The sequence below is a fragment of the Stenotrophomonas sp. 278 genome (assembly GCF_003935715.1).
Taxonomy (GTDB): domain Bacteria; phylum Pseudomonadota; class Gammaproteobacteria; order Xanthomonadales; family Xanthomonadaceae; genus Stenotrophomonas; species Stenotrophomonas maltophilia_AH.
The window spans coordinates 1-11,073 of the sequence record NZ_RHPP01000138.1; the positions used below are offsets into that span (position 1 = coordinate 1).

Here is an 11,073-nt window from a genome sequence, read left to right on the forward strand (position 1 = left end):
GTGCTGGCCTGGCAGGCGGGCTCGCGCCCGGGGCGATCCCGCGCGGCCCGACTGCGGGGCTTGTCTCTTCGACTGCCCAGAACGCGGCAAGGCGGCTGTTGCGCGGGAAGGACCCAGAAGCGATGAAGCAGACCCTCGGCGAGTTTGCCGAGGCCGGCGTGCAGCCCAGCATGGGACAGGCGACCGGGAATCGCGTGCTGCAGGCCGCTGAAACGTTCCTTGGCAGCGTGCCGGGCTCGGCCGGTGTGATCGACCGATTCGCGCAGCGTCAGGCGGGGCAGTTCGGCAACCGTATTGACGAGGTGGCATCGTCCATTGCGCCGGGCGGCCAAGCGGTGGACCCCGAAATGGCTGGCCTGGCCATTCGCGAGGGCATCGCCGGTCCGGGCGGGTTCAAGGAGATGTCGCGCGCCGAAAGCAACGCGCTCTACCAGCGGCTGGACGAGCTGATGCCGCAGGACACCCGAGTGGACATCTCCAATGCGCAGGCCGCGCTTGCGGAGCTGAATCAGGCAATCCCCGGTGCCCCTTCCACCTCCAAACTGTTCCAGAACGCACGCCTCGGCGGCATTGAAGGCGGGCTAGTCAACGACACTCAGGGCGTCGACGCGCTGCTGACGCAGCCGGGCATGCAGGAGCAGGCCGACGCGTACCGCGCCTATTTGCAGGCCCAGGCGCGTGCCGTCGAACAGAACAATGCGCGCCGGCAATCGTTGGGCATGACCGTGATGGAGCCAGTGCCCACGGCAGATGACATCGAGGCCAATGTCCGAGCGACCCTTGGGAACATGGTGGACAACCGCCTGCCATACGAGGCGCTCCAGAAGCTGCGCTCCCTGGTTGGGCGCGAGATCGACAACGCCAACTTCGGCAGCGATGTGCCGCGCAGCATGTGGCGGCCGGTCTATGCCGCGCTGTCCCGTGACATGGAAGAGGCGGTGAAGGCGACCGGGAACCCGCAGGCAGCTGAAGCGCTCGCCGCGGCGAACAAGTACCACTCCGGTTACGTTGACCAGCTCGACAACATCGACAGCATCATCGGGAACAAAGACGCGGAGGCCGCTTTCACGGCTGCCACCAGCGGGCTGAAGGACGGTGCCACCCGCATTCGATCGATCATGCAGGCGCTGCCTGAGCAGCAGCAGAAGATGGTCAGCTCTGCCTTCATCCGGCGCATGGGCCGGGCTGCTGGTAGTCAGCAGGATGATAGCGGCAACATCTTCTCCATGAACACGTTCCTGACGAACTGGGCGAACATGAGCCCACAGGCGCGGCAGGTGCTGTTCAAGGAGTACGGTCCCGAGTTCGCCAGGAATATGGAAACCATCGCCAAGGCGACTTCACGCATCAGGGAGGGGTCGAAGGTCTTTGCTAACCCCTCGGGAACCTCCAGCAGGGAGGCGCTGATCGGTCAGATTGCGACCACAGGGGCTGGTGCTGGCACCGCGCTGGCAATGGGGAACGCTGGCGGGGCAGTGCTCGCCCTGGGCAGCTCGCTTACCGGCTCGGCACTTGCAAATGGTGCGGCGCGTATCATGACGTCACCCAAGTATGTCAACTGGCTGGCTCGCACCTCAGAAAAGCCTACCGGCGAGCTTGTCTCGCAGCTGCAGGTGTTGCGCCGGATCGCAGAACGAAGCGGTGATGCCGAAGTGGTGGAGATGGCAAATCAGATGGAGCAACAAGTCAACTCTGGAAAGACAGAATAAAGCCGATTACGCAGCCGACCAGCAAGAGGGCAAGGAAGCCCAGCCACAGAAGCATCGGCAACGGACTCGCGCTGACCTTCTCCAGTTCGGCTTCGCTCTTTTCGTGCTGGATCTCGGCCCAGGTCTTCGGTATGCCGTAGTTGGTGTTCTTCCAGTCGCTCATGACTTCGCCTTCCGGTTGGGGGATGCTCCCTTAGGCCGCGCCGTCTGGGCAATGATGTCCAAGGTTTCGCGCAACCCAGCCTGTAGTTTCCTGACCGTCGCCGCGTCCTTCATCACGCGCTGGTAGGCATCATGCTCTTCGCCATGAACCAGCGCGATCGCGTTGGCGTGGGAAAGGAGCTTGTGAGACGTCTCGTCGAGAGCCATCAGTTCATGCTCAAGCTCGGACATGATCACCAGGTTGGTAGTGCCGCCTGCAATTTCGCTCTTGGGCTGGACGTGCTCCACCTGCGTGCTGCGCAAGAATTCCGAAGCCGCTTCGATCGAACGACGAACCGTTTCATCGATCACATCCTTGAGCGTCGCCTGGTCCAACGACTTGGATGCGAACGATTCCTCTAACCGGCCAATGATCTCGGCATTCATGGAGCGGTTGTTCGCCCGCGCCGCTTCTGCGATTTGATCGCGCAGTTCCTCGGTCATCCGAAGCTTGAATTGTGGGTCTTCACGGCTCATGGCCAGAGTTTGGACCACGGTGGTGTTGACAACAAGAAACCACGGTGGTTCACTATGGTTAAACCACGGTGGTCCATTCAGAATTCCGTTGATGCTCTGGGTGGAACCGTGATAGTCGCACCATCAACCACAAAGGAGTCAGTTATGGAAAAGGCACATGTGGTCGTCCGGATGCCGGTCGACCTTCGGGACTGGATCAAGGAGAAGGCTGCGGCGGACCGCCGCTCGGTCAACTTCATGACCCTGGAACTGCTTGAGCGCGCCAAGGCGGAGGACGAGCAGCGCAAGCATGTTGGATATTCCAGCGCCGGGCTTCTCGGTGGCCATGGCGGTGAACCCGGCGAGACGGGGCATCAGGAGGCAGCATGAGCCAAGTCGTCCACCTCGCTTTCCACGGCCGGGACGTGGCTTTCAGGGACGATGGTTGGTTCAATGCAACCGTAGCTGCGGCTGGTTTTGGAAAGCGCCTGCAAGATTACCTCGACAATCTGGAAACCCGCGCCTACGTGGATGCTCTGCAGGTTGCTTTAAATCACGCCGATCAGCGTGATTTGATTCGAGCCAGCAGGGGCAGGGGCGGCGGGACTTGGTTCCACCCCAAGTTAGCCGTTCACTTCGCCCGCTGGCTGAACATCGAGTTCGCGGTGTGGTGCGACATCCAGATCGACAACCTGATCCGCGGGGGCGGGGACCATCTTCGAGCTCGACACGCGGCGGCCAGCAGTCACAAGGTGATGTCCCAAGTTCTGCAGGCGGTCCGGATGGCGGACGGAAAGGAGACTGCTGGGTTCCATTACGGCAACGAAAGCAAGCTGGTGAATTGGGCCAGCGGGGGAAGGTTTGAGGGGTTGGATCGGGACGCGATGACGGCAGCCGAGCTCGATCTGTTGGCCGAACGGGAGATACAGAACGCCGTGATGATCGGCAGCCGAATCCCCTACTTAGAGAGGAAGGCCATTTTCAGCCAGACCCGCGAGCTTCCGCCGGCCGGGCGCGAGCTACCGGCTCGCACGCCCCGCAAAAAACTTGGGAAGGCGGCGTGACCCCAAAAGCGAAACGCCCGGGTAGCGGCCCGGGCGTCTCAAATCGACTTACTGGAGCAAGTCTCGAATGAATACTATCCCTGCCCACATGGAAGTCAAGATTGCGGAGTTCGGCGAGCGCCTCGCCGCCAGGATGCGTGAGCTGAAGGCGCTGGAGGCTGCCAAGGCGAAGGCACCCTGCGCAGTGGTTATACCGTTCCCGAGTCGACGGCGCGCGGCGTAGGCGGCCGGATAGAGAAACGCCCCAGCCGTGGCCAGGGCGCTTCAATCCCGCTCGCTGAGGGATCAGGACCGGGTCGAGCCGAATCTGCGCCTTGGCACGCCGGGTGTCAAGCCGCCGGCTGCCCCACGACAAACAGGGGCTTGTCACTAAGCGTCTTTCCGCCCCTGGTGAGCCATACCTCGTAGGACTTGAAATAGATGAACGGGCGATGCTCATGCTCCTCGCCCGCTACCTCTCCGCCGTTGAGGTAGAAGCCTCTCCGGTCATGTTCGGAGCTTGGACCACACACCCATATCTGAGGCCTGCCATCCGGAGTTACCGCCACGGCCCCAGGCGACGGGTAGGTGCCGTCCGCAGTTCTTGATGTTGGGTCAGTGATTCTCAGTTCAAAGCTCACGCCGGGAGCTATCGCGATCCCAATATCGTTAACGCCCTCCAAACGGTCATAGAACTTGCCGCGTTCATTCCCAGTAAGCATCAAAGACTTCTTTTTCGGGCCTGCGGGGACTTCGATTTCCGCGGCGAGGGTCCAAAAATCACGCAGGAACATCAGCGTTCCGTTGGGCGCTTCGCCCGAGGACATCCGCACGAATGCATCGACGGGATAGCTCATAACCATCTCCTTGGTAACCCCGGCCAATCCGGGGCCTGGCCGCATCCTACACCTTCCGTTGAAGCCCCGCCCTGCGCGGGCAGCATGGCCCCCATTGACCAACCGGGGGCCACGATGTCCACAGAATCCGTCGCCGCCGCTATGGGCGCTGGCAAATACGCCCAGGCCTTGGAAGATGCCTGCATCCGTTTCGGCATCGTGACTCCGCTGGAGAAGGCCCATTTCTTGGCCCAGGTCGCGCATGAGTCGGCCGGGTTCCGCACCACCACCGAGTACGCCTCGGGCAAGGCCTACGAGGGCCGGAAGGATCTGGGCAACACCCAGCCGGGTGACGGCGTGCGGTTCAAGGGTCGCGCCCTGATTCAGGTGACCGGGCGGGCCAACTACCGGACCTACAGCCTGTGGAAGTACGGCGACGAGCGGGTGGTGCTGAACCCGGAAATGCTCGCCGAGCTGCCGGACGCGGTGGACGCCGCCGGCTGGTACTGGACGGTAGCCAGGCCGAAGATCCCCGGTATGGCCCGCGCCGACGACCTGGTGGGTGTGACGAAGGCGATCAACGGCGGACGGAACGGCCTGATTGACCGCGGCGAGCGCCTGGCGAAGGCGAAGCAGCTCTTCGGGCTGCCTGCCTGATGCCCAGCACCGCCAACAAGATCGCCGCAACGAACCGGCTGCAGTCAGCGCTGGCGATGGCCGGCATGACCAACTCGGCAGGGTCCGTTTCGCCCTCCGTGCTGCAGCACATCAAGTCTGCGGTGCAGGACGCGATCGACCTGATTCAGGAGCGCGATCCGGTCAAGCGCCACACGGCAATGATCGTGCTGGCGCTGCAGGACTCGACCGAGATCAGGGTATCTACCACGACAGCCGGCGAGCCCGTTGAGCATGTCTGGGTGAAAGACCGAGAGCTGTTCAATTGGGCGATCAAAAAGGCCCACTGGCTGACGAGGACGGAGCAGTGAGCATTGCAGGACTCAGGCGGAACGTAGGGACGGCGCGGATCGGACTGGCGATCCTGTATTCCTTCCAGCTCGGCATGGCTATGGCTGCGCTTCTGTATGTCAACGTGCCCGAAGGGAACAACGATGCACTGATGCTGCTGATCGGCGCGCTGGTCAGCAATAGCGGTGCGATCGTGGGCTACTACTTCGGGAACATGAGCAAAAGCAACGGTTCGGGGAGCTGACATGAATCCCACGGCTATCAAGATCGCTATCGGCGTCGCACTCTTCGCGGCTTGGTCAGCGGCCATGTTCGGCGCTGGCTGGTCGTGGCGCGGCGACCGTGCCGAGGCGAAGGAAAACGGGCAGCAGGCTGCAGCAAGCGCTGCCCAGGTGCAGCAGCTCAACGAGGTGCGCGCCACCGAACACACCCAGGCCGCAGACGTGGCCGCCATTGGAGCGAAGCATGAAGAAGACCGCGCTGCGGCCCCGGCCGTCGCTGATGCTGTTGTGGCTGACCTGCGTGCTGGCAACCTCCGGCTGCGCGACGGGTGGGCAAGCTGCGAAACCCGGCGTTTGTCCGAAGCCGCCGACAGCACCCGCGAACGTGATGCGGCAGCCCAGCGCCGAGAAGAGTTTGCGGGCGCTGTTGTTCGAGTCGGCCGAGACGCCGACGACCAGCTCGCCGCCTGTCAAGCCGTAGTGCGCGAAATGGGTGGGTAATGGCCACCAAGAAGCGCGTACCGCTCCACCAGAACCCTCGCGGCTTTGTCGACGTTGACCCGGACGCGACTGAGGGCGCGATCCTCGGTGTGAACCTGCGTGACCCTGCCGGGAACGTCATCCCGGCCAGTGCGGTGCTGAACTCGGCCAACAGTGGCGGCGGCGGAACCAACACCATCAGCTCGACCGTCTGGAAGCTGATCCGCGAGATCCCGGCGAACATCGTCAAGCTGGCCGCGCTCGCCGGCAAGGGCATCGCGGTGCGCCTGAGCAACGGAGAATGGGTGCTGCGGACGCTGCAGCAGGCTCCCGGCATCGGCATCACGATCACCAACGGGGATGGCGAAGGCGGCGACCCGACCATCGGCCTTGCCGACCTCGCCAACGCCGGCACCGGCTCGCTGCTGGCCTTAACCCGTGACGGTAAGGGCAGGGTGACCGGCACCAAGGCCGCGACGATCACCGGCACCACGAACCAGATCAACGTCACGAATGGCGACGCTGTGGCGGGCCTTCCGACCCTGAGCCTTGCCACGGCGGTGATGGTGTCGCTCAGCAAGGCCGACAGCGCGGTGCAGTCGGTCGTTGCTGGTTCTGGCATCACTGTGGACAACACGGACCCGCGCAACCCGATCATCGCCGCGCCGGGCTCAGGCTTCGCGCCGCCGCCGACCAATGGCTATCCCTACGTCGGACTCAATGGCACCTGGGAGCGCGCCAACGCGCCTGACTCGCGGTACTGGCTGATCGAATACCCGCTGCTGACCGATCAGGCCGGGAACCAGCTCACGGACCAGGCCGGCAACTTCCTGATGGGCAACAGCCCGATCCTGCCGCCGGGCTGGCCGGCTTCCACCACCACGACGATCACCACGGCCGCCGCGCCGCAGGTCGTAACGCTGGCGCAGGCCAACGCGCTTGCCGGCGTGATTGATGGGCAGTCGGTGCTGATTACCGACCTGTCCGGCGGCCGGGAACTGTGCTGGTACGACGCGGCAGTGTCGGCCGGCACGAAATGGCGTCGTTACTCCGACCGGAGCATTGCGAACACCTGATGGCTACCGACCCGACCAGCGCAATCATCAGCGGCCTGCAGGCGTCCGTGGCGCTCGATGGCCTGACTATCAGCATTTCCCCGGGCATGTGCTACGTGCCGGGGCCTGCGCGCATCCTGAGCGACGGCACGACCTCCGTGGTGCTGTCCAGCCCGCTGCCCAACACGTTCTACCACCTGTACGGGTACGACGCTGGCGGCGGCATCATGGGGCTGGAGGCGAGCGCTACGCCGCCCTCTGACCCGTACCTGGGCACCGCGCGCACGAAGCAAGGTGACCCGACGCGGCGCTACCTGATCTCCGGCCGCACGAACGCCAGCGGCGTGCTGCGCCCCGGCAAACACATCTGGCCTGCGGCAATGGGCAACCGGATCATGCTCGACGCCGCCAGCGCGGCCGGCAGCATCCCGCTGACCCTGCTGTCTGCGCTGACCGCTGTCACGCCGCAGACCATCGACCTGTCAGCTGTGCTGCCGATCACCGCCACGCGCGCCACGGTGCAGCTGCAGAACCCGACCAACTTCTGGCTCTTCACCTCCCGCTCCGAGCGCGGCGCACCGTCTGCGACCAACTACCAGTACGCAGCGGTTCCCGGCTCTTCCCCGGTGGTGGACGTGACGCTGGACGCAGACCGCAAGTTCACGGTGCTGCTGACCGCTACCGGCCTGCTCGGCCCCATCCTCGGCCTGCTAACGGGATCGGTGACGATCACGCTGGTCGGCTACGACTTCGACCGCTAGGACACGAACATGGCGAACATCAAATACGCCGACCTGCTTGCCTACCTGCTGATCGCTCCGACCGATGACGATATGGTCATGTTCCGGAAGGGGGACGGCACCGATGGGCGCGCGCCGCTGGTCCAGCCAAAGGGGTACATCGACGGCCTGAAACTGGAATGGGTGTCCGGCACGCAGATCCGAGTCACTCCCGGCGCAGCCTACGTGCCCGGCCCGAAGCGCATCGCCGAGCTGGCCGCTGCTGTTACGCTCACGCCGTCGCTGTCGGCCAGCACCTGGTATCACGTCTACCTGACCGTGATCTCTGGCGTGGTCAGCGCAGAGGCCGTCACGACCGCGCCGGCATCGCCATACACCGGCACTGCCCGCGCCAAGACCGGCGACACCACGCGGCGGTATCTGGGTAGCTTCCGAACGGATGGCTCAGGCGCGATCTTCAACTTCATCCATACCGATGATGGCGTGATCTACCTTACCGACATCAGTGTGACCCCATTCCGCGTGCTGGCGAACGGAACCAGCACCAGCTGGACGACCTTCAGTGTGGCGAATGTCGCCCCGGTGACGGCAAACGGGCTGATCATCAACGCGGTGAACGCGGCAACTGGCGCGGTGCGCGTCCGCCCCTCGCTCGGCAGCTACGTGGGTAACGGCCGAATCTACGGTCTGGCAAGCGGCGTCAGCGCCTATGGCCCGTTGCCGGTCGATTCAACGCTGCTCGGTGCATACATGATCGACACTGGCGGCTCTGCCGTGGTGGACGTTGTTGGCTATCAGTACGGGAGGTGAGCATGTACGCAATCACGGATTCGGGCTATCGCGCTGTAACGGCTGAAATGCCGCTCGCTGTCGGCGAGAGCAGGGTGGCGGAAATTCCAGGCGCGCTCCTGACCAAAATCAAGGGCGACCAGATGAGGGCCGAGCGCAGCCAGCGCCTCCGGTCGAGCGACTGGACCCAGATGGCAGACGCGCCCCTGAGCGTGGCGGCAAAGACGGCATGGGCGGTCTACCGGCAGGCGCTGCGGGATCTGCCGACGCTGCCGGCGTTCCCCGAGGTGCCGTGGCCGACTCCGCCGTCTCTGGATGGCGCTGCCGGCACCGCAGGCTCGGGTGACTCGGTTCAGCTGCCCTGATCGGCCGTCTCACCGCCTGAGCCACCCCGGGCGTACAGTGCCGGCATGGACAAGCCCGACACCCCCGAAGAACGCCCCGACCCGACGAAGTACGTGCCAGGGCTGAGCCACCTGCAGTTACAGGACACCCGGACCGAAGAAGAGAAGCAGGCCGCCTCGATCAGGGAGTCGGCGCGGCGGAAGGGCAGGCGGTCGAAGTGGTGGGAAACCACGGCCAAAGAAAAGGCCCCGCGATAGCGAGGCCTGATCGATTGCGGAGCGGTCGGAATATTGCGGAGCGAAAATCAACGCTCGAAAACCCCGCAAACCATTGGTGCCGAAGGTGGGACTCGAACCCACACGCTTTTAAGGGCGGCGGATTTTGAGTCCGCTGCGTCTACCGATTCCGCCACTTCGGCTGGCTGGCCGCGTAGTGTATACAACTCGCGCCGGTTTGGGCAGGTCTGAATGCTTCAGGGATGTGGAACGTCTTCATTCCGGGTCAACGTTATACTCATTCCGCTGAACCATACAGGGAGGCGGCGATGAGCGCGCTGCAGGATCTGCGGGTACTGGTGGTCGAAAACGACGAGATGAGCGCGACCCTGCTGCAGATGCAGCTGGTCCAAGGGGGCGCTGTCGTGGTTGGCCTGGCCGGGAGCGTGGCTGAGGCGCTGCGGCTGCTGGAGGAAACCCAGCCCCAGGTCGTCCTTCTGGATTACAAGCTGGCCCGGAATGAGACCAGTGAGCCGGTCGCGGCGGCGCTGGCGGCGCGTCGGGTTCCGTTTGTGCTGGCCACAGGCATGGCGCGGGAGCAGTTGCCGGCCTCGTTCCAGAGTGGGGTGGTGCTGACCAAGCCGTACCTGACCGTTGAGCTGAACTCGGCGCTGTTGCGGGCGATGCAGGGGCAGTCGGCGAACGCGTGATCAGCTCCCGGGCGTAGAGCCACGCCCTGCGTGGCTGCGGGTGGGTCGAAGCCACGCAGGGCGTGGCTCTACGGTCACCCGTCAACCGACCGCGTTACGCCGCCTCGGCATACTCCAGATGGACCGGCTCGCGGTCATCCAGAATCTGGTAAAGGCTCGTCAGGTCATTTGGATCTGGATTCAACCACGCGTCCAGATGCTCGGGCCGGATCGGCACGATGCAGCGGTCATGCCCGGCAGCGGCTACTTCCACTGGCGGCTCGTCGCTGATGGCGGCAAATGACAGCAGCCGACCTTCCGGACCCTCCCATTCCGACCACAGGCATGCGATCAGCAGGTCGCGCGGTGGCTCGGAGCGGAATTCCAGCACCACATTCTCGGCCTTCTCGCCGGCATGAAGCGACCGGTGCTCCATGGCGTGCCTGGGCACATGCTCATAGAACGACTGCACCACGACAACCCCGTGCGTATGGCCGAACGCGTTTTTCCAGTAGGCCTCAAGGCTGTCGCGGCGGGCATTGTAGGTGCCCGGGTACAAGGCGTCGTTGCGCGCGGGCTTGCCGGCCAGCCGGCACTGGTAGCGCATCGGCTTGATCACGCGTTGGCCCTGCTCGGAGACGATCACCGGTGCGTACACGCCGGGAAAGATGCGGCTGTCACGCGGCAGCAGGCTGGTGCGGTGCAGGTCGTCCAGGCGGGCGCGGGCGCGCTCGATCCGGTTGCCGGCAATGCGCGCTTCGTTGCGTGCCTTCTGGGTGGGGCGGTGGGCGAGGGCATCTTCGGCCGCCTTCAAGCGGGCACTCTGCACGCGCAGTTCCTCATCCAGGGTCTGCATTTCCTCGGCGTGCCATTGCTGGATCTTCGCCACGATATCCTGGCCGGCGGGCGTGCGCGCCCCGGCAAAACCATCGTCCATGGCCTTGGGGGTTTTGGGCCGCTGTTTGCCCGGGTCATGCGCGTAAAGCTGGGAAAATTCGTCCAGCGACATCACCGCCCCGTACTCGCGGACCAGCTTGGTGTAATCGGCACGGATCTGGGCGGAATAGCACATGCGGATCAGGCTAACAAAAAACCCCGGCAGGGCCGGGGTTCGTTGTGTTATTGGCGTCCCCACGGGGATTCGAACCCCGGTCGCCACCGTGAAAGGGTGATGTCCTAGGCCTCTAGACGATGGGGACGCACGAAACTTTTAATTTTTTTGAACACTTCAGTCGGCCTAATGACTGAAGTGGTGGAGCCAAGCGGGATCGAACCGCTGACCTCCTGCATGCCATGCAGGCGCTCTCCCAGCTGAGCTATGGCCCCAC

General features: G+C 64.1%; 18 protein-coding genes and 3 tRNA genes. 14 read left to right on the forward strand and 7 right to left on the reverse strand.

Annotated elements, in window-relative coordinates; translation table 11 throughout:
* A partial coding sequence (locus EGJ34_RS17900) for a hypothetical protein (protein ID WP_221740424.1) occupies positions 1–1,709 on the forward strand: 1,709 nt, incomplete at its 5' end.
* On the opposite strand, the gene EGJ34_RS17905 is transcribed toward EGJ34_RS17900, so the two are convergent.
* Both EGJ34_RS17905 and EGJ34_RS17910 read right to left on the reverse strand, forming a co-directional pair.
* Entirely contained in the window at positions 1,687–1,872 is a 186-nt protein-coding gene (locus EGJ34_RS17905; RefSeq protein ID WP_125361826.1) for a hypothetical protein, read from the reverse strand. The two genes, EGJ34_RS17900 and EGJ34_RS17905, sit on opposite strands and share 23 nt — an antisense overlap.
* Entirely contained in the window at positions 1,869–2,387 is a 519-nt protein-coding gene (locus EGJ34_RS17910; protein ID WP_125361827.1) for an Arc family DNA-binding protein, read from the reverse strand. Before EGJ34_RS17910 ends, EGJ34_RS17905 begins: the two co-directional genes overlap by 4 nt.
* A 144-nt stretch (positions 2,388–2,531) precedes the next feature.
* Here EGJ34_RS17910 and EGJ34_RS17915 point away from each other — a divergent pair, with 144 nt between their 5' ends.
* The 3 genes from EGJ34_RS17915 to EGJ34_RS22340 all read left to right on the forward strand — a co-directional run bounded on the left by EGJ34_RS17915 (position 2,532) and on the right by EGJ34_RS22340 (position 3,653).
* Positions 2,532–2,756 carry an Arc family DNA-binding protein gene (locus EGJ34_RS17915; protein WP_185750234.1) on the forward strand — a complete coding sequence of 75 codons (225 nt, stop codon included), beginning with the start codon at positions 2,532–2,534 and terminating at the stop codon, positions 2,754–2,756.
* Positions 2,753–3,430: a KilA-N domain-containing protein gene (locus tag EGJ34_RS17920; RefSeq protein ID WP_125361829.1), complete on the forward strand. Its 678-nt coding sequence runs from the start codon at positions 2,753–2,755 to the stop codon at positions 3,428–3,430. The genes EGJ34_RS17915 and EGJ34_RS17920 overlap by 4 nt, the downstream gene beginning before the upstream one ends.
* 67 nt (positions 3,431–3,497) lie before the next feature.
* A complete protein-coding gene (locus tag EGJ34_RS22340) occupies positions 3,498–3,653 on the forward strand; it encodes a hypothetical protein (protein WP_185750235.1) in 156 nt (51 codons plus the stop codon).
* A 106-nt stretch (positions 3,654–3,759) separates the two neighbouring features.
* Here EGJ34_RS22340 and EGJ34_RS17925 read toward each other — a convergent pair whose 3' ends face one another.
* Positions 3,760–4,266, reverse strand: a complete 507-nt coding sequence (locus tag EGJ34_RS17925; RefSeq protein ID WP_125361830.1) for a hypothetical protein — start codon at positions 4,264–4,266, stop codon at positions 3,760–3,762.
* Between the two features lie 114 nt (positions 4,267–4,380).
* Here EGJ34_RS17925 and EGJ34_RS17930 point away from each other — a divergent pair, with 114 nt between their 5' ends.
* The 9 genes from EGJ34_RS17930 to EGJ34_RS17970 are packed head-to-tail and all read left to right on the forward strand — an operon-like array spanning position 4,381 to position 9,098.
* Positions 4,381–4,902 carry a hypothetical protein gene (locus EGJ34_RS17930; protein WP_125361831.1) on the forward strand — a complete coding sequence of 174 codons (522 nt, stop codon included), beginning with the start codon at positions 4,381–4,383 and terminating at the stop codon, positions 4,900–4,902.
* Complete coding sequence (locus EGJ34_RS17935) at positions 4,902–5,231, forward strand: hypothetical protein (protein ID WP_125361832.1); 330 nt, start codon at positions 4,902–4,904, stop codon at positions 5,229–5,231. Before EGJ34_RS17930 ends, EGJ34_RS17935 begins: the two co-directional genes overlap by 1 nt.
* The gene (locus EGJ34_RS17940) at positions 5,228–5,455 is read left to right on the forward strand and encodes a hypothetical protein (RefSeq protein WP_125361833.1); all 228 of its coding nucleotides are present in this window, start codon (positions 5,228–5,230) and stop codon (positions 5,453–5,455) included. The genes EGJ34_RS17935 and EGJ34_RS17940 overlap by 4 nt, the downstream gene beginning before the upstream one ends.
* A 1-nt stretch (position 5,456) precedes the next feature.
* Positions 5,457–5,933: a lysis system i-spanin subunit Rz gene (locus tag EGJ34_RS17945; protein ID WP_125361834.1), complete on the forward strand. Its 477-nt coding sequence runs from the start codon at positions 5,457–5,459 to the stop codon at positions 5,931–5,933.
* Positions 5,933–6,988 (forward strand): hypothetical protein, encoded by a 1,056-nt coding sequence (locus tag EGJ34_RS17950; RefSeq protein WP_125361835.1) that lies wholly within the window; start codon positions 5,933–5,935, stop codon positions 6,986–6,988. The genes EGJ34_RS17945 and EGJ34_RS17950 overlap by 1 nt, the downstream gene beginning before the upstream one ends.
* Positions 6,988–7,728, forward strand: coding sequence for a hypothetical protein (locus tag EGJ34_RS17955; RefSeq protein WP_125361836.1), 741 nt, complete (start codon positions 6,988–6,990; stop codon positions 7,726–7,728). The genes EGJ34_RS17950 and EGJ34_RS17955 overlap by 1 nt, the downstream gene beginning before the upstream one ends.
* A 9-nt stretch (positions 7,729–7,737) precedes the next feature.
* Entirely contained in the window at positions 7,738–8,517 is a 780-nt protein-coding gene (locus EGJ34_RS17960; protein WP_125361837.1) for a hypothetical protein, read from the forward strand.
* Positions 8,518–8,519: 2 nt separating this feature from the next.
* Positions 8,520–8,861, forward strand: coding sequence for a tail fiber assembly protein (locus tag EGJ34_RS17965; RefSeq protein WP_125361838.1), 342 nt, complete (start codon positions 8,520–8,522; stop codon positions 8,859–8,861).
* A 45-nt stretch (positions 8,862–8,906) separates the two neighbouring features.
* Positions 8,907–9,098 (forward strand): hypothetical protein, encoded by a 192-nt coding sequence (locus tag EGJ34_RS17970; protein WP_125361839.1) that lies wholly within the window; start codon positions 8,907–8,909, stop codon positions 9,096–9,098.
* Positions 9,099–9,172: 74 nt separating this feature from the next.
* On the opposite strand, the gene EGJ34_RS17975 is transcribed toward EGJ34_RS17970, so the two are convergent.
* Positions 9,173–9,259, reverse strand: a tRNA-Leu gene (locus tag EGJ34_RS17975).
* Between the two features lie 126 nt (positions 9,260–9,385).
* Between EGJ34_RS17975 and EGJ34_RS17980 the strand changes: the two genes are divergently transcribed.
* Entirely contained in the window at positions 9,386–9,766 is a 381-nt protein-coding gene (locus EGJ34_RS17980; RefSeq protein WP_125361840.1) for a response regulator, read from the forward strand.
* A gap of 94 nt (positions 9,767–9,860) precedes the next feature.
* Here EGJ34_RS17980 and EGJ34_RS17985 read toward each other — a convergent pair whose 3' ends face one another.
* From EGJ34_RS17985 to EGJ34_RS17995, 3 genes are all read right to left on the reverse strand, one after another.
* Entirely contained in the window at positions 9,861–10,817 is a 957-nt protein-coding gene (locus tag EGJ34_RS17985; RefSeq protein WP_125361841.1) for an SOS response-associated peptidase family protein, read from the reverse strand.
* Between the two features lie 51 nt (positions 10,818–10,868).
* Positions 10,869–10,944, reverse strand: a tRNA-Glu gene (locus EGJ34_RS17990).
* 51 nt (positions 10,945–10,995) lie between these two features.
* A tRNA-Ala gene (locus EGJ34_RS17995) sits at positions 10,996–11,071 on the reverse strand.
* Between the last annotated feature and the right edge of the window lie 2 nt (positions 11,072–11,073).